This is a genomic window from Rapidithrix thailandica, assembly GCF_039710355.1.
GTDB classification, from domain to species: Bacteria; Bacteroidota; Bacteroidia; order Cytophagales; family Flammeovirgaceae; genus Rapidithrix; species Rapidithrix thailandica.
This window is the reverse complement of sequence record NZ_JBDKWZ010000004.1, coordinates 38,994-56,274: the sequence shown is the minus strand read 5'-3', so window position 1 is coordinate 56,274 and position 17,281 is coordinate 38,994. Positions and strand designations below refer to the sequence as shown.

Annotated in this window: 13 protein-coding genes; 2 read left to right on the top strand and 11 right to left on the bottom strand. The window is 42.1% G+C overall.

All coding sequences use genetic code 11. From position 1 onward, the window contains the following. Positions 1-19: 19 nt before the first annotated feature. From AAG747_RS07995 to AAG747_RS07960, 8 genes are all read right to left on the bottom strand, one after another. Positions 20-4,888 carry a DEAD/DEAH box helicase gene (locus AAG747_RS07995; protein WP_346820632.1) on the bottom strand — a complete coding sequence of 1,623 codons (4,869 nt, stop codon included), beginning with the start codon at positions 4,886-4,888 and terminating at the stop codon, positions 20-22. Positions 4,889-5,151: 263 nt separating this feature from the next. After that, positions 5,152-5,940, bottom strand: a complete 789-nt coding sequence (locus AAG747_RS07990; protein WP_346820631.1) for a hypothetical protein — start codon at positions 5,938-5,940, stop codon at positions 5,152-5,154. An 864-nt stretch (positions 5,941-6,804) separates the two neighbouring features. Then, entirely contained in the window at positions 6,805-8,340 is a 1,536-nt protein-coding gene (locus tag AAG747_RS07985) for a DUF3987 domain-containing protein (protein WP_346820630.1), read from the bottom strand. Continuing rightward, positions 8,297-9,019, bottom strand: coding sequence for a DnaB-like helicase N-terminal domain-containing protein (locus AAG747_RS07980; protein WP_346820629.1), 723 nt, complete (start codon positions 9,017-9,019; stop codon positions 8,297-8,299). Before AAG747_RS07980 ends, AAG747_RS07985 begins: the two co-directional genes overlap by 44 nt. A gap of 5 nt (positions 9,020-9,024) precedes the next feature. Further along, positions 9,025-9,267 (bottom strand): hypothetical protein, encoded by a 243-nt coding sequence (locus AAG747_RS07975; protein WP_346820628.1) that lies wholly within the window; start codon positions 9,265-9,267, stop codon positions 9,025-9,027. After that, entirely contained in the window at positions 9,264-10,406 is a 1,143-nt protein-coding gene (locus tag AAG747_RS07970) for a zinc finger MYND domain-containing protein (protein ID WP_346820627.1), read from the bottom strand. Before AAG747_RS07970 ends, AAG747_RS07975 begins: the two co-directional genes overlap by 4 nt. A gap of 40 nt (positions 10,407-10,446) precedes the next feature. After that, positions 10,447-10,689: a hypothetical protein gene (locus AAG747_RS07965; RefSeq protein WP_346820594.1), complete on the bottom strand. Its 243-nt coding sequence runs from the start codon at positions 10,687-10,689 to the stop codon at positions 10,447-10,449. After that, complete coding sequence (locus AAG747_RS07960; RefSeq protein WP_346820593.1) at positions 10,677-11,069, bottom strand: hypothetical protein; 393 nt, start codon at positions 11,067-11,069, stop codon at positions 10,677-10,679. The genes AAG747_RS07965 and AAG747_RS07960 overlap by 13 nt, the downstream gene beginning before the upstream one ends. A 187-nt stretch (positions 11,070-11,256) precedes the next feature. Between AAG747_RS07960 and AAG747_RS07955 the strand changes: the two genes are divergently transcribed. Together AAG747_RS07955 and AAG747_RS07950 are read left to right on the top strand one after the other, a co-directional pair. Beyond that, entirely contained in the window at positions 11,257-11,664 is a 408-nt protein-coding gene (locus AAG747_RS07955) for a helix-turn-helix domain-containing protein (RefSeq protein ID WP_346820626.1), read from the top strand. Positions 11,665-12,336: 672 nt separating this feature from the next. Beyond that, a complete protein-coding gene (locus AAG747_RS07950; protein WP_346820625.1) occupies positions 12,337-13,497 on the top strand; it encodes a tyrosine-type recombinase/integrase in 1,161 nt (386 codons plus the stop codon). Between the two features lie 207 nt (positions 13,498-13,704). Here the strand turns inward: AAG747_RS07950 and AAG747_RS07945 are convergent, their stop codons facing one another. The 3 genes from AAG747_RS07945 to tssD are packed head-to-tail and all read right to left on the bottom strand — an operon-like array spanning position 13,705 to position 17,136. Then, complete coding sequence (locus tag AAG747_RS07945; RefSeq protein WP_346820624.1) at positions 13,705-14,352, bottom strand: hypothetical protein; 648 nt, start codon at positions 14,350-14,352, stop codon at positions 13,705-13,707. Continuing rightward, the gene (locus tag AAG747_RS07940; protein WP_346820623.1) at positions 14,349-16,421 is read right to left on the bottom strand and encodes a hypothetical protein; all 2,073 of its coding nucleotides are present in this window, start codon (positions 16,419-16,421) and stop codon (positions 14,349-14,351) included. The genes AAG747_RS07945 and AAG747_RS07940 overlap by 4 nt, the downstream gene beginning before the upstream one ends. 22 nt (positions 16,422-16,443) lie before the next feature. Then, positions 16,444-17,136, bottom strand: coding sequence for a type VI secretion system tube protein TssD (tssD, locus tag AAG747_RS07935; protein ID WP_346820622.1), 693 nt, complete (start codon positions 17,134-17,136; stop codon positions 16,444-16,446). Between the last annotated feature and the right edge of the window lie 145 nt (positions 17,137-17,281).

The following is a 17,281-nucleotide window of genomic DNA, read 5'->3' as shown; positions in this document are numbered from 1 at the left end:
TTAAAGGAAATATCTTGCGCTAATTAAATTTTAACTTAGGTAAGTCATTAACTAAATCTACTGTCTGTACGCTCACATTGATAATGCTTAACAACAAATCCAAGATATATCTTGGGTTATCTACTTCTTCCGCCCAATCATTGGGATCGTTTTTGATGCCACTTTTCTTATCGGTTTTTACCTGGTAGCGTTCCATAATCCATTCAATGGCAGATTTGCCATTGACCACATATTCATAAGCTTTCTCCGGGATGTTAGAAACGACTATTTTGCTGTTGTATATGATGGTGTCCTTTTGACCTTTCTTGGGGAAACGCATTTTTTCCACCCGGTAGAAACCGGAATCCGTTCCACTTACTTCTACACCATCATAAGGTAGTATTTCTTCGTAATTGATATGCAATTCTGCTAGTTGACGTCCTGCTTTGCTGAACTTCCAAAAATCCCGAACGTCTTCCACTAACGGAATGCGGGGCAGCATTTTCTTTAGATCATTGGCAAAAGTTGTGCGATAATCGGGGCTGTGCAATATGCCATAGACATAGTAGAAAATATCTTCCTTGCTCACATTCTTCCCATAGACCTTTTTTGTCCGTTCGAAAATGAAGTCCGAAACACCATCCCTACGGATATATTCGCTGTCTCCTGCGGCATCAAACAGGCTGGGGCTGTTCTTTTCCCGTTCTTCGTAATAGTAAAGAGGTAAAGATTGACCTTTTTCTAAAGTATCAAGGTTTGGAATAGCATCAGTCATTAAAGCAGAAAAATCCTTACTTGCTCCTTTTCCTGTTACACATATCAATTTATTGGTATTGGATGAAGCCGGAAATAATTTACGATTTTGCCCTGGCCTTTCAACAAGGGAATCATCAAAAAATAAGTATTGTTTAAAGTATGGTCTGTACAATGCTTGCTTTAACGAAGTTTCATTGAAGGAGTGATCTCTATTTCTTTCAATATCTTTCTTTAAATCAGCAGACCAACTGATTTTCTTTGGATCAGTTATGATGAAATTATCAACCCTAATTTTTTTCTTCTTAGTTTGCTCATGATAGCTTTTTCGTTGTTCATTGTAAAAAGTAATTGTTTCTTTAAGCAGTGAACTTAACTTTTCCTTAGATGAGTTATATGTCCAAGCATCACGATTTGTCTTGACACCCCACGATATAAAATCAAAAATAGAATTGTCACTTTTGGAGTCCCCTATTAGTGGTAGGAAGGTTTCAAACAGATCATTTCGTTGATTGAGCCAATCGCCATGTTCGTTAGGTTTCAAAGTTTTCCATTTCATTTCACCACTAGCAGCTGATTTGAATTTGCTCACAATCGCCAACTTTTCTTCACGACTTAGGTAATCGCCAATATCGTGGTAATGAATGGTAGCTTTCCTCGTTTTAGTTTTCGGATTTTTTACCAAAAGGGTGATGGATATGGGCGTACGGGAACCCGAACCAAAAATCTTTCCTCCTTCTTTTCGGCTTAGCTCACCACTCGTACGCTGATTCCCTCGGAGATTAAATACCCAAATACTGGAAAATTCTTTTTCAATGGCTTTTCTAAATCCGTCTGTGCTGTTTCCATCTAACCAAGCTCCATTGCTCACAAATGCTATAATGCCGCCATTTTTAGGGTCTAATCGGTCGGTGCTCCATCGAAAGGCCTTAATGTAGGAATCGTAAAGTGAGGTTTTCAATCCTGCGGAAGACAGCTTGGCGTATGTTTTGGCAATATCACCATCTAATTTGGTATACTTCTGATTCTGCGCATTATCGTTAGCAGACCTTTGACCTACTGAATAAGGGGGATTTCCCATAATTACCCGTAAAGGCGCTTTCTTTTGGCGTTCTACTCGTGCAGAGTTTTGCGGAAACATTTCGGAAAATAGCTTTTGGCTGTCGTCTGTTTCGCCTAATTGGAAGGTGTCGGTTAATACAATGCCTTCGAACGGTTCGTATTCCGAATCTTCTCCTAACTGGTCATGAAAAGCATTTTCAATGTTTACGGCTGCTATGTAATAGGCCAACAATACGATCTCATTGGCGTGCAATTCATTGTGATATTTGCGTTCCAAATCTTTGGACTGAATCAGACCACTTTGCAGCAACCGGGTGATAAACGTTCCCGTTCCTGTAAAAGGATCGAGTACATGAATATTTTCATCTGAAATACTGCGGTCAAACTCTTTTTGCAAAACATCATTCACCGAATGAATGATAAAATCCACCACTTCTACGGGCGTATAAACAATGCCCAATTGCTCCACCATTTTCGGGAAAGCGGTTTTGAAGAACTTGTCGTACAATTCAATGATGATACGCTGCTTTCCTTCTGCATTGTCAATACCTTCTGCACGTTTGCGAACCGATTCATAGAACTTTTGAAGGGTTTCTGATTCTTCGGCTACCGATTCGCCTTCCAAAGCTTCCAACATGCTTTGCATAGCTGTGGAAACGGCATTGTTTTTTACAAAGGAATAACCTTCAAACAGGGCTTCAAAAATCGGTTTAGTGATAATATGCTGGGCCAACATATCAATGGCTTGTGATTTTGAAATGCTCGGATTGATGTTTTTCTGCAACCCGGCTAAGAAATTATCAAACGCCTTACGTTGGTCGGTTTTGGTTTCAATCAGGTGTTTGATACGTTCTATCTGGCGGTCGGCAATTTGCGCCACATCCTTTGCCCATTGTTCCCAATACCTCCGGTCGCCTACTTTTTTCACCATACGGGCAAAAACCACGGATTGCAATTGCTCGAATTGTAAAGCCATCTGGCGACTAATATCTTTGTTAGTTTCGTAAGCTGCCGAATCTTGATTGACCAAAGAAGGATTACCGTCTCCGTCAAAAGAATATTCCGGCCGTCCCACTAAAATATTGTTGGGCTTTTTCTTATTGAGTTCAATTTTGTTGACGGTAGCATTGAAACGGTCGTCATGTGCACGCAAGGCATTCAATACCGTCCAAACCACTTTGTAACGTTCGTTATCATCAAGGGCTTTGTCGGCTTCCACATCAGCCGGAACCACCACGGGAATGATGATATAACCGTATTTTTTACCGGGCGACTTGCGCATTACACGCCCCACAGACTGGACTACATCTACTTGCGAGTTACGGGCAGAAAGGAACAATACCGAATCTAAGGAAGGAACGTCAACCCCTTCACTTAATACACGTACATTGGTAATAATGCGGCATTCGTTATCTTCTGTTTCTTCTTTAAGCCAAGCTAACATTTGGTCACGTTCAGGAGCGGCCATAGTCCCATCCATATGTTTTGATGAAACCGTAACCATTTGTTCCCTTTTCTCAATTGGCAATTCGTTCAAGTAAGTATCAGTGGCAGTGTTATAAGTGGCTGTTATTTTTTGTGAGGTACTGATATTTGCACAAAAAGCTACAGCTCTTCTCATTGGATTAGGATCAGATTCTTTTGTTGCACCTTCATCCCCTAAAAACTGCTTAGATAATGCATTAACAGTTCCGATGATTTTTGATACATCATCTGTGTTGATTTCGAATTCACCGTCTGCAATCATACGTTGTACAGCTGGAGGCACATCCTTATCATTGAGTGTGAGAATAAGCACTTTGTAATCTGTAAGTAAATCGCGTTCAACGGCTTCTCCAAAACCAATTCGATAAATTTCTTCTCCGTACAAAGCCGGGTCATCCATTGAACACAAAACAGCTTCTGCCTGTGCCGCCTTACTTTTAGTATCATCGTTGTAAAGGCGTGGTGTGGCGGTCATGTACAGGCGTTTTTTCGCTTTGAGGAAATCCGCATCATGTACTTTGGTAAAAGCGGATTCATCTTGGCCGGCTAATGAAACGCCTGTAGTTCGGTGCGCTTCATCGCACACAATCAGGTCAAATTCTTTAAATCCTTTTTTTAGTAATTCTTTTTGTGCCCTTGCAATAACGTCAACGGATTGGTAGGTAGAGAACACTACTGTCATTCCTGGCTCACCCTTTTCTTTGATTTGTTCAAATTGATGCAAGATATTATCTGTATCAGTCGATGCAGGTAAAGTCAAATCAATGACACTAAATGAATCGGAGTCCTCTTTTTTACTTCTTTTTTTGGTAATATCAGGATCAGAACAAATACAAATAGCATTAATTGGTTCATTGGCGTCAGAGCTCCACTCTCTCAATGTCTGTCCAAGTAAAGCAATGGAAGGCACAAGAAATAGAATTAAGCCTTTGCCATCGGTTTCATTTTCAGCAATTCGCAGAGCCGTAAATGTCTTTCCCGTTCCACACGCCATAATAAGTTTACCTCTATCTGAGGATTTAAAATGTTCATTAGTTTTCTCTAATGCTTCTTTTTGGTGGGTTCTAAGGCTCTTTTTAGGCGTTCTGGCTGCAACGCCGTGTATGCCTTCTTCTAGTTTATACCAATCAACAGGGGCTTCTAATAAATCAAACAAATTGATCCTTGTGACAGGTGGGTTTTGGTTGCGAATGGCCTCCGTAGCATTGCTTCCCCATTTGTTAGTGGTAGAAATCCAAAGGCGATGAGCAAAGCGGGTGGTTTGCATTTGCTCATTTTTAAATTCACGGCTCGAAGTTGAAAGGAAACTGTCAACGGCCGGCTTATCTATTGTAGAGTTTTCTTGAAAACATTTACATTGAATGGCCCAGTAATCACCATCGTGAGTTAATGCAACTAAATCTATTCCGGTATCATTCCCTCCAAAATCTATTTTTCCAGGAAATTCATTCCAAAGCCAAATATTCTTAAACAGGGTAGCATATTTAGGATCGGTTTTTAAATAGGCTTGTATTAATCGTTCAAAGCGTTCTCCTTTATCACGCTCAGAAAAGGCAATTTTTCTGTATTTATCTAATATTTTCTGAAAGCTCATTTTTTTGATATTCAATTATTTAGTTTAAGCAAAAACCACTTCAAGGCACTAAAAATATGGATAATCAATTTTTTAGCCCTTGTTCTATTTTGCTCAATATATCTCTTTTCAAAAGTTTCCTTTATTGAGTTTACCTCTGTATAAATTCAAGCCGCCAAGATAGTAATTAAATTATTTCTATATCATTTTCAATTGCAAAAAGTGGTGTGAAATAGATACGATCACAAATTTATTTGTACCACCAGATTTAAAAGGAGAAATGTCTATAATAAACACTATTATTTAACACTTATCTCAATAAGTCTATTGAGAATCATACTTCCCAATGTTCCACTTGTTTTTAAAGAAGCACTTTGCCTTTGATGAGGAGGTAAAATATATAAATGGTCATTGTTATTTTCATTTATTCCCCAATTATTTGGTTGCCTTAAGCATGCAATTAAAATATCTCTCTCATTATTGTTAATAATACTATCCACAAATTGTCTAATTCGTTTGACACTTGGACAATTATTTATAACTCTTTGAGATAATTTAAAGTTTATTGAATGATAAGGGAATAACTCAAGTATACAAATGTTTCTTGAGATTAAACTTAATATATTATCGTATGAATAATTATTACCAAGACGGTCTTTAAGACCCTCAATTAAACTATTAAATTTTTTAAGCCAATATTCGCCACCACTTGTATGACAAAATTGTGGATTCAGATAGAGAAAAGGAAAATTTTCATCTAAGTTCTCCTGTCTAAGATTACGGGCTAATGCAGTTCTATATTCTATTACACTATTTTCTGAATAGTAATCATTATGATGAAAGCCTGGATTCACCATCAATAAATATATCCTTGCGTCTCTTAAGTTCCCAGTATAAGGAACTGGCATTAGACCAGTATGTAATTGGAAATTATTTCCAAACAAGTTGTTTGGATTTTCTACATACTGCTGAAAATTAAGATTTACTTGATCTACATTTTGTAATATATCAATGTCATCATTATGTAAATAGTTGTCATTGTTAATATCAAGGTTTCGCCAATAATTGATTATATCTATAGCACACATAATAAAGTTAAGTTATCTGATTAGTTTTACTTAATATATTCACAATATCAATAAAAAATCACATTTTTCTACTTTTCTCCCACTTACCAAAATACCCAAAAATACTATAATTAATTACTAATTTAAAACAATTATCATTTATGTTCATTGAAAAAACTTTACAAAAGGAACCTGTTAAATAGCGTTAAAACAATGCTTTAACAAATTCTAAGTATAATATCGACCAAAACTAAAACAATACATTTCCAAGAACCTTCCTACTCTCTGTCGTTTCCCCCAAACATCCTCCCACCCCCTCAAAACCCTACTCCCCCCAAACACTACTTGCATTTTTGCATACTTTGCACACTTCGCGAATACAACTACTATAAAACATTGTATTTCAATATCTTGTAGTATGCAAGCAGAATGCAAAGCCCTTGCATACTACGTTTTGTTTAGTATTGATTATCAACAACTTAGCGAGTTTGTAGTATGCAAACTGATTTTGCATACTTGCCGGACAAGTGTGCAAAATGCAAATCGCTAACTGCACACTTCCCACTTGTATCTTGTTGATTTAAAACCAGTTGTAAGAAAGTGTGCAAAAATGCAAAAATGCAAGTAGTATTTTTATAAAAGTTAAGAGTGAATAGGAAGAAAAGGGAGCCTATAGAAAAATCACAGCCCCCTTTTTTGTACTTTACTACGTTTTAACCCCTTTCTATTCTCTTAGTAGTACTTTATATATATATAATAGATAATTCTACAGACCTCTAAAGCTTCTTTATGTAGAAATAAAGCCTGGAGACTAAAACAGCAAAAAGCCCTGGAAACGACTTCCCAGGGCTTTTTGTAAGCTCTTCTCTACTTAAAGGAAAATTCTTATTGGTTTAAGATATACACGCTTTTACGGTCTATCCGGCCTCCGTAGCGCAAGACACCCGTTTTCCGGGCATTGGTCAGGTAATTGGCCGCCGATCGCTCGCTCATCTTGTACTCCCGTTTTAAGGTCTGTTTGATTTCCCGGGCTTCCAGCTGGTTTTTCCCGCCAAATACCTTCCGCCAGTTCACCCGGAAGTGTCCGGATTGGTCTTTATAAGGAGAGGCATTGATAAAGTTAAACACCTTCAAAATCTGCTCTTCGTAGTACTCACAGAGCTGTGCCGCCGCATAAGAGGACGGATAGGTCACATACTCCAGGCTGGATTCGTGACAAGCCGCCCTCAGGCATTCCATCACCCCTGCCAAACGGATATAGTGCATCTTCATCCGGCTATGCACCGATTTGTAAAAGGAGCTTTTCTGCGGGTCCCGCAAGCTGTTGATAAAGTCTACCTTTTTGTCGTCCCATTCGTAGTAAATCTCCATTGCCCGCTTGTCAAAAGCCAACACATGACTTTCCAAATTTTCCTCTTCGTCCTTGTCGAACTCCAAGGCATACAGCCGTTCGATCAGGTTTTCATAGGCCTCTACAAACTCCCGTTGTAAAGGTTCCTTTTCCCGGTCCGGAACAAAGGGCCTATCTCCTGGGGGAAAGCAAAACAACATCCGGTAGATAAAGCCCGAGTTCTTCCGGTTCCCCCGGGCCAGCTCGTGCAGGGAGTTGGGCACCATCGCCCCTTTGATGGGCACAAAAGGCGTGGGGTTGTAATAGCTTTTGTTTTGCCGCTCGATGTTCACCGGGGCCCCGTCATAGATTTTTAACCAGGCCGCCTCTTCCTTCGCCCCTCCGTTCTTGTTGTAGGAGCCAAAGCCGGCAAACCAGGTCACCAGCTCATCGGTAAACAGACAGATCCCCCGCTCGTTGGAATCCATCGCCTTGCCCAGGGTTTCAAAGGTAATATCGTCAATGATATAAGTACGCCTTTTGAGTTTTTGCAAACGCTTCTCCAGTTCGAAGTTTTCGTTCTTCAGCTGCTCCATTTCGTTACTGTCCCGCGTTTTGCTCGCGGCAAGCATATCGAACTTGTTTTTCATCTGTTCCTCCTCCAGCTTTTCCTTTTCCTTCAAATACTCGTTATAAGCCCGCATATTGCGCTTGTGGATAGGCTTGTAGGCAAAATTCATCGCCGAAGATTTCCCTTGTCCGGATTCATCGATCAGGCATTGCCACAAAGCCAGGATCACCGGGGAGCGGTCCGTCTTCGCCTTATAGGTCTTCCCTACCGCTGCCGAAACCGCCCCTAAGATGGCAGAGCCCAGCATATCCGGAATTTCCTTGCGGTACTCCACATAGTGCAAAAGGATGTTCCGCACCGTCTCCGGAAACACATTCACCGGGAAGGAGCTGTTGAACGGGTTTTGCATCTTGTCTTCCTCTACCGTATAGGCTTCCAGGTTTACTTCCTGCTCGTTGTATTCTTCAAAAAACTGATCAAAGGAGGGCATAGCGTTTGGCGTGGTTTCGGAGTTCGTCAATGGTTTTGTCTAGCTGGGCGGCCAGGCGGAGGTTCTGCTTCTCCACCAGGCCCCGGGTTTCCTGCAAACCCTGGATCAAAGCCAGGAGCCGGTACCGCCGGCTCACCTGGATCTTTTGTACTTTCTTGTCAAACTGCTCTTGCACTTTGAGCAGGTCTTCGTACAGGGCATAGTCTTTTTCGTTGTAGTCCAACAAGGCATTGAGCAGGGTAATCACATCCGTGGTAGTGTCGGAGATGAGGTCCAGCATTTTCTTGCGGTCCTCCCCCTTGTCGTGACGGCTGAGGACGGCAAAGAGTTGCCGTCTCAAGGCCGCCTCCACCAGCACAAAACAGTAGTACTGCAAGTTGGCCTGGTCTACCACCCTATCCACTTTCCGGGCCACCTGGGCCGCGAACTGCTCCCGGAACTGCCGGTAGCGTTCCTCGATCTTGAAATACGCTTTCAAGGGCTGTTTTTGGCTGTTTAAAAGCCCTTCCAGCCGGTGGATGACCGTGAGAATATCAATAGGTTGGCGCTTTTTGTGCATCTCTTGCAGGCAGTGCCATAACGCCCGGTTTTCGGGCTGTAAAAAGGTGTTGGTGTTGACGACGGTTTGGGCCAGCTCCACGCTGCCCACCACCTGGATACAACAACCCAACACCGTCTCTTCGATTTGAGTAATGGTGCGGTAGTACATAGGGATTACAGGTTCATGTAGTGAATATCATAAGCGGCCATAAAGTGGCCCAGGGAAGGAAACAGGCAGTTTTCCGGAACGTTCCACAGCTCCAGGCCATTTTGCAGGAGACGGAGTTTGTAAAAGGCCTGGGGTTTGGTGGTCGGGTAATGTACCTCGTAGGTGAGCACCCGGGCGGGCAAAACGCCCATCGCCGTAGAAACAACTACCTCTTCCCCCGGTACGTATTGGTTGACTTTCTCATTCATTGTTTTTTCTTGTTTTTTAGTTTCCAGTACTCCATCCGGCAGGCATCCGAACAGAAATGAGCGTTGGGTCTTTGCTTGAGCGCGGTCTTGCCGCAATGGTCACAGATGATCTCAAAACCTTGCCTACGGCTGTCGTAGTCCCGTTCTTCTTCCGTAACACGCGTCTTTTCCCCGTCCGTTTTATCCGTCTCCGCGTCCCTTTCTGCCGTCTCCTTCGCGTCCTTCTTCTTGACTACCGGGATTTGAAAACCGATTTGAGGGCGTTCCCGCTCCGGTTCGTAAGGGACCGTGACCGGCACCGGCCGGGAGGCCTCCTGCGGGTTTTGTTCCTCCAGTACCGAGCGGTGGGCAAAGTAGTAGATATACCACATACTCAACAAAAACAGGCTCACCACCGAAAGGCTGACGCCCATCATCACCCGGGCTGCGGTATGGGTAAACTGCTTTTGTTCCACCGCTTGCTGCTCATAACGGCCCTGCGCATGTTGCAACCCATCCCGCCAGTCGGCTTTGAGCCGGGCAATCTCCGAGGTATGCCCGGCAATCACCTGCCGGGTAGTGGGATTGTACATATTGATCTTGCCTTTCCAGGACACCGAAGCCTTGTAGGCGGCCAGGGCTTTTTCCTCTTCGGCAATCCGTTGGAGAAAACCTCGGTTGATTTGAACCGTGTCACGTTGAAAATTATCCAACAGGACTTTTTGCTGGGTATCGGTATGTAAGACAAACAATTCCGCGCCTTTCATACTGCTGAAGACCGACAGGGAAAAGAGCAAAGCCACCCAGAGAAGGCTAAACGGGTTGATCTTCTGCCAGTTGCTTTTCAAGGCGCCTACAAAGAAATAGCGCAACTCCAGTCGTAGGCCCAGTTCCAGAAGCACCAAGAGGCACAGGGTAATCAAGCCGCTGAGGAAATAAGCCGTTTCCTCGGCTACATAAGGCAACAGTTCGGCCAGTTGGAGAAAGGGAAAGGTAAAGGCCGCGGCAATGCTCAAGGCGTTGCACACAAAGGAAAGTACCAGGGCAATCCGCTGTTTCGGCTTGTACTGCTCCCAGTAGGGCTTTTCCCGGAAAATTTCGGCAAAAGCCTGCATGTCTGCTTTTCGCTTATGCGATTGCAGAGGGTTTGATTCTGCCATACGTTTGAAAGGTTAAAATTAAGGGTTGAATAAGAGCGGCTTACTTGCGCTTGGCCAGCAAGCGGAGTAAATCCTTGTTTTGTTCCTGCAAAAGCTCCAGCATCATTTGTTGCCGCTGGATGATCTGGGAGTAAGAACAGAGTTTGGAGCTCAGGTCCGTTTCCAGTTGCGTAAAGCGGCTTTGCAAGTCGGCCGCCAAAGCCAGGGTTTTAGAAGTCTCCCCCTTGTGCAGGGCCACTTTCAGCTTTTCCAAATCCATCGCGATAGGGGTTAAAGCGTGCATAGTCTTAGTTTTTCTTCTATTTCGGATTCCAAGGCGTTTCGCTGCATTCCTTTAAAAGGATCGTCAAAGTAAAAATCCGGGTCGGTCAACTGTTCGATGTTTAAATGCAAAGCCCGCATCAATTCGATCAATACCCAGGGGTTCGTGGTCGTACCGCTGATGGTATTGTAATACGTCCGTTGGGCCACCGGGTGCTGTCTCCGGGCACACTGGGAAAGCACTGTGTTTTGCAACTTGGCTTTGCTGGGGGCGGACAGGCAATAATGAATTCTCCGGGCCAATTCAAAGTCATTGGTGTTGCTGGGCCGGGATTTGGATTTGACACAGGAATTCCGGTCCGCTTTCAAGGCCGGTTTGCCTTGGCGTTGCTGTTTTTTCATAGCTTTTTTATGTAGGTTTAGAACAATAAATTAGGGAGGTCCCCATTTCTTGAAGTCATTTTCAAAATCTTTGCATTATTATACATTAATTTGCGTTTGACTTCAATGCAATTATATAAATATGTTATTATTATTCCAAAATATCATTATCATTATTTTGGAATTAAATTATAAATAATTGATTCCCATGAACATAGGAAGTAACATAAAAGCTAGAATTTATGATAAAGGATTGGATATACCACAAGTTGCTTCAAAATCCGGTATTTCACAATCGACCTTATATAACTTAATTACAAAAAAAAGTGTGGAAACTAAATGGCTGGAGAAGCTTTCGGCCGCTTTAGAAATGCCTATCACCGCCTTTTTTGAAGAAACACAAGCCGATAGCCGTGACCAAAGCCAGGTAGTCAAAGGCGATGGAGTGGTAGCCATGAACCACAGCCAGGGAAACCAAATTACAGGTCCCGACCAAGACAAAGCACTTAAAGATTCTGAGAAATTGGAATTAGAAGAACTGCGAAAAGAGAACCGGGAACTGTACAAACAATTGCTGGAGTGCAAAGACCAATTATTAAAACTCAAAGGACTATAATTCTAAAATACTTTATTATTCCCCAATAATGCATTTTAACTCATATACCAACATAATTATCTAAATTTCAAATGAATATCAACAAATCACAAGAGGTTCATGGTGACAATGTGGTCGCTTTGAACCATTCAAAAAATCATCACATTACTGCTAACTGATTTACACCTGGAACAGATTCAAGAGCTAAAAGCTCAAAACGAAGTGCTTTTTCAATCAATTCTAAAAATCAATGAAAAGCTAAATTTTACCTTGGATAGGTTGCAACAACAAGAATTGCTGATCCAGCACCTTCTTCAAAAAGTTCAACATAACAACTGACATTGAAAGACCTTTTCTTTTTGATCAAAGCACCGGTTACCCCGGTGCTTTGATCAATTAAGTTTCACTTTTCTAAACAACGTACAATATGGACGAAATGAAGGTCAAAAGAAGTCGTAACCTCCGAGGAACAAAAGCCCTCTGTACCGCTACAAATCGCATTGCTACAAGCATCAACCGCTGCTACAAAATCCTTTCCCTCTGTGTATCAAGCCATTCCCTCGTTTTTTCAGTCATTCCTGTCATCCCGACCATTTGGTATATAACCCACTGATTTTCAGTGGGTTATCTTGCTTTATACCCTCGGTTGACACAGGTTTTGACACAAAAATCATTAAAGAACTTGGTTTAACGATGCCGGACGAACAATTGCACTTTGACTATAAACCCGCCCGTTTGGTGGATCGAAACGGAGACCTCAAAAAGAGGTGGTACGTGGAATTTTATGCATGGGATGCCAAACTTGATAAACTCAAACGCAAATGGGTTTATATCCCCGCAAAATACAAAACCGCGAAAGAGCGAAAGGCCTATGCCAAAAAGTTGATCCAGTACACCAACAGCCAACTGGAGAAAGGGGCAGTATTCAACGCGCCCAAGATCCGCAAGAAAAGCAACAAGCAAACACAAAATATCCAAGAAGCCCTTGAACTCGCTTTTAAACTCAAAACCGTCAACGCCAGGGCTGAGTCGGTAAAAAGCTATAAAAGCGTGTTTAAGGACTTTATCGCTTTTCTAAAGGACAATGAGGTAGCCGGCAAAAAGATCGAAGACGTGCCTTTGAAACTGTACTACGACTACTTTGATGAACTCATCATTGACCGGGAAGTCTCCAACAGTACGTTTAACAACCGTTTGACCATTCTCAAGACCTTTTTCAATGTCTTGATCAGCCGGGAGGTGATCGAGAAGAACCCTTTGGCTTCCATCAAACGAAGGAAGCACAAGCCTTCAAAAAACCAGGCCTTTTCCGAAGAACAGAAAACAGCCATTGAAGAGCACTTGTTACAACACGAACCTTCTTTGTATTTCTTTACCCGGTTTATCTATTACGGCTTTCTGAGGCCTACGGAGATCACCCGTTTAAAAGCCGGTCATGTCAACCTTAAAGAGGGGCATATCATTGTGTATCCGGACGTCTCCAAAAACGGCAAACAGGAAACGGTGGCCATCAACAAAGGCTTTCAAAAAATCCTGGAGCAAATGAAGATAGACGAAATTCCGGCCGACTATTACATCTTCGGGGCCAATAATATGCAACCGGGCAAAACCCAACTCAGACGGGTAAGGGTTACCGACAAGCATATTGCCGTCTTGCGCAAATTAGGTTTGTTTGACGGAGTGATTACCCTGTACTCCTGGAAGCATACAGGCGTGGTCAATGCCTACCGGGCCGGAATTGATATTAAAACCCTGCAAACCCAATTAAGGCATCACTCCCTGGAAATGACGGATATTTACTTGAGAAGTCTGGGAATGGTGATAAACAATAGTTTGTCCAACCAGGATTGGTAGGGAGCATATAAAAAAGGATTGAAGCTTTCAGGCTTCAATCCTTTGTTGTTCAAAGCCTCAAATCCCCCCTGATCATGACGGGAGTGGGCCACTTTGCCCTTTTGGTTTTTAGGCCTTTGTTCTTTCTTCAACCCTCTATCTCATAAATAAGAAAAGCCGGATTTGTAGTGGATTGCTACAAACCCGGCTTTTTTTCAGGTTAGTAAGTTAGTACCTTCCTTTATACACCTCATACAGTACCTTTTCGACGTCTTCAAAGGACTTTCCTTCATATACCGCAGCAATGGCTTTGTCTAACTTCTTGCCCATTTTCTTATGTAACTTACGATAATTAATTTTTGACACTTTATACATGGGGGATGGAAAGAGATATTTATCAGAATAATAATACCTCCCATACCACTCTTCTAAGCACCGGTTTCCTTTAATAGGCGTTTCCCCTATAAAGCCTATTTCTCCTTCTGCTTTATCACGAGCGTAGAACCGAACCCTGTATCTAAGGTTTTCTTCTTCATAGTTTTCATGATACTCCTGTTCACATATGCCAGCTGATCTTCCCGAAATCATAAATACATCATAACGGTAACCAAAATCTAAATTTACACGGTCTTTATTGTATGAAGTTGGCAAAGCATAACCAGGTTTGGTTCTTATTCCTATAATGTTTCGGTCTAACTCTACAAGATAGGTAAGTACCCCCGCTTTCTTGTTTTGTATCACTACAGCATAAGTATCTGTCGACTTATCATAACTTTCATAAAATATGACCTGTCCTTCTGTAGTTTTACTCTCAATACTGCGACAAGAGCCACTAAATAGTAATACAATGAAATAAAAAATGATTGAATTTCTCATGGCATTAACTTTATCAATTTTACATTACTCGCATGATCCCGCATGACATCCCATTGAGATTTATACAAACATTTTCGTTGAAACCTGGAATTAACAGTGTTCTTTTCATCCATCGCATAATCCATATAGTTCTCATCCGTACCACTTTGTGGTTTGTACTTGGCTTTATATCCTTTTTTAGAAGCCTTTTCTCTCTCGGCTTCTAATTGTGAAAGTTCAGTCTTTTTGGCTTCCAGTTCGCCCGCTCTTACAGAATTTTTACTTCTTTCTACTTCAAGATCAGTGTTTGATACATCTAAAGATGAAAGATTGACTTCACCTTCTAAACACATCATATCCTGAATTTCATTAATCCTGTATTGAAACATCCGGTATTTATTATAGCCCAAACTTCCCACCGGATCCAATCTGGATTTGTACTTCCAGTATAAATTGTGATAACGAAGATACTTATCCAGATCCATATTGAGAGTCTGTAAGTTATGATTACGGTTCTCAAAATCATCAAGTCGACCTTCGAGGTATTTAATTTCACCTTTTATATTTTTGGCTTCTTCGTCAATTTCTTGACGGGTTCGTTCCGCTACCACTTTACCATCCCCGAGTCCTTTACTAAAGGTATGTGGCAGTCCTAAACCGTGTCCTATTTCGTGTATTATTTCATCCACAGAAGAAAAACCATTGGAAAACATATGGGTGATTCCATTTCCTGTATATGTATAGCCATTGACTTTCCCTTGAGTTAAATCCCTACCAATATCATCAGCAAAAGAAGCATGTATATCAGCATGATAAAACACATAAACCTGAATGTTCTGGGGATCCGAATTTAACTTGTCTCTTGGAGTTTTTTCATCCACATTGATCACACCTTGTTGGGCAAGTATAGCATGCATTTGTTGTTGTGCCTTCAAAAACACATCGTACTTTCCGTTGGTCCCGTTGTTAATCAGGGGATTGTTCCAAGCCTGGGTAAAACTCTGGTGGGTATGTGCCGTTTGTGCTGCCCGGACCTGGTCCAAAGGGGTTTGCGCCTGGGTATCGTAGCTTACCAGCCGGGTAAACTCAGTCATAAAATCGTCAATAGCCTGATCCATACCGCTTTGGGTATAGGCACTTTGCTTAGTTGCGATTTCATGGGTTTCCTGGGGCGTCCTCGATAACTTTATATAATCTTTTTGCATCAAGGAGTTAAACCTAAAACGTATTTTATCATCTCCTGATAAATAATTATTGCCGGACACGTTAAAAAAATATTTATTAAAAAAGTCTGAGTGTAAAAGCGTAATTTGATGGGTGGTACTGGCCACTTCACAGTGAATAAGCGCCTGATTAAAGGATTTGTTGTTGAGGTAATCTTTGAACTGCGCCTCCCGGATATCCGGAACCGAAGCGGTAGGCACTGAATTAAATCTTTTTGAAGTTCCTAAAGAAACATGTACAGGCTGTATAATGACCTTGTAACGTTTATCATTCGGATAGATAATCAGTTTCCCAACCACCTTATCACTGATCTCCGCAGTGATATAGACCTCCGAAGAAAAGGGTTTTAAACACTCCAGTTTGATAGTGGGTAACTGGCTTTCCTTGGTTTTGAGGTTAAGGGTAAGGGACTTGTCCGGCCCCCCGTCAATGGTTATACTGGACGGGTCGGAACTAATAAATTTGGCAGTGCCCTGTTTGCCGCATTTGCCTTTAAACCCCTTGCCTTTTTCCAAGCGTACCACTACCTCCACGGTATTCTTGGTGTTGTTCATATTCCCCTGTACATTGGGTGGCCATATCGACAAGTACGGACAGAGGTAATCGCGGTTTCCGGAGGTGTTTTTGTCCTTTTGTACAATACCCGCAAGCTTGGGGTACTCATTGATCCGTCCTTCGGCTACTACGTCTTTCTCAAAGCGATCAAAACCAAAGGCTCCGTCATAAGACTTGTCTCCTTTGCCGTACTTTCCGTCCGCCTGTTCCCGGGAACGGTAAAAGTCTACCACAAAAGGGTCTACCGGCAACCCCAATGGTTTTACTTGGATATAATTACTGGGATTACCTGATTCGGATACGATAAACATAGTGAATTCGGTTTAATAGTGATTAATGGGTTTTGGGAATGGCTTCTAACAGGACTCTTGTAATACCCCCTGTGATAGTGACGTCTTTTAACAGACCGTCTTCCAGTGGTTTGCCGTCCCGTTTGAAGTCGTGTTTGCGGTTGTCCAGATTGATGTCCAAGTTTTTACCCGGCCCGTTTTCTGTCTGGATGACCAAGGTTACTTCACCCTCCAGGGTTTTATCTATTTCCTCCCCGTTTTGATCTTCGTAATGCATTTTGATAATCTCCAACTCCTTCTCCGGGGCAATGGTCGTCACCGGGGTATCCTGGGCGCTCAAATCCGTTTCCTTCCAGTAGTGTTCCAGGATTTTATACCCTCCATCGTAGAGGATGGCCGGGGAGAGTTTGATTTGGGTGGTCATGGGTTCGCCATTCACCCCGTTGAAATTATTCTTAAAGAAGACGCAGTGTACATCGTAGAGTTCGAAGACCCGGCTTTTGCTGTCTTGCGTCACCGGGGAAACGACAATCTTTACTTTTTTCACCATGTCCATACCCACCGACCAGGCAAAAAAACTCTGATCCGAGGTCGTTTCAAAGGTGATATCAAAGATTGTCCCGTTGGGTTTGCCCATGGGTTTGCCGTGTTCGTCTACCGAACGGGTAAACCGGAATTTGAAGTCAAGAATATTAATTTCCTTGTCCTCAACGTACATTTTAGCGATTAGGCTCATTGCACAAAATAGTATTTTACGGTTATAAATGCTGGTTTTCCGGTAAATGTATAAAACTTTTCCAAGAATACAAATGCGTAGTAAGTGGTAAGTTTTTAAAATATTTTGTACTAACGGACGGGTGAGGCCGTATACAAAGAAAAAG

Bases quoted from the DNA above. Each gene is read 5' to 3' on its own strand.
- AAG747_RS07975 (WP_346820628.1), bottom strand. From the start codon at position 9,267: ATGAATGAGAAAGTCAACCAATACGTACCGGGGGAAGAGGTAGTTGTT.
- AAG747_RS07955 (WP_346820626.1), top strand. From the start codon at position 11,257: ATGAACATAGGAAGTAACATAAAAGCTAGAATTTATGATAAAGGATTG.
- AAG747_RS07960 (WP_346820593.1), bottom strand. From the start codon at position 11,069: ATGAAAAAACAGCAACGCCAAGGCAAACCGGCCTTGAAAGCGGACCGG.
- tssD (WP_346820622.1), bottom strand. From the start codon at position 17,136: ATGAGCCTAATCGCTAAAATGTACGTTGAGGACAAGGAAATTAATATT.
- AAG747_RS07940 (WP_346820623.1), bottom strand. From the start codon at position 16,421: ATGTTTATCGTATCCGAATCAGGTAATCCCAGTAATTATATCCAAGTA.
- AAG747_RS07945 (WP_346820624.1), bottom strand. From the start codon at position 14,352: ATGAGAAATTCAATCATTTTTTATTTCATTGTATTACTATTTAGTGGC.
- AAG747_RS07990 (WP_346820631.1), bottom strand. From the start codon at position 5,940: ATGTGTGCTATAGATATAATCAATTATTGGCGAAACCTTGATATTAAC.
- AAG747_RS07980 (WP_346820629.1), bottom strand. From the start codon at position 9,019: ATGTACTACCGCACCATTACTCAAATCGAAGAGACGGTGTTGGGTTGT.
- AAG747_RS07970 (WP_346820627.1), bottom strand. From the start codon at position 10,406: ATGGCAGAATCAAACCCTCTGCAATCGCATAAGCGAAAAGCAGACATG.
- AAG747_RS07950 (WP_346820625.1), top strand. From the start codon at position 12,337: ATGCCGGACGAACAATTGCACTTTGACTATAAACCCGCCCGTTTGGTG.
- AAG747_RS07965 (WP_346820594.1), bottom strand. From the start codon at position 10,689: ATGCACGCTTTAACCCCTATCGCGATGGATTTGGAAAAGCTGAAAGTG.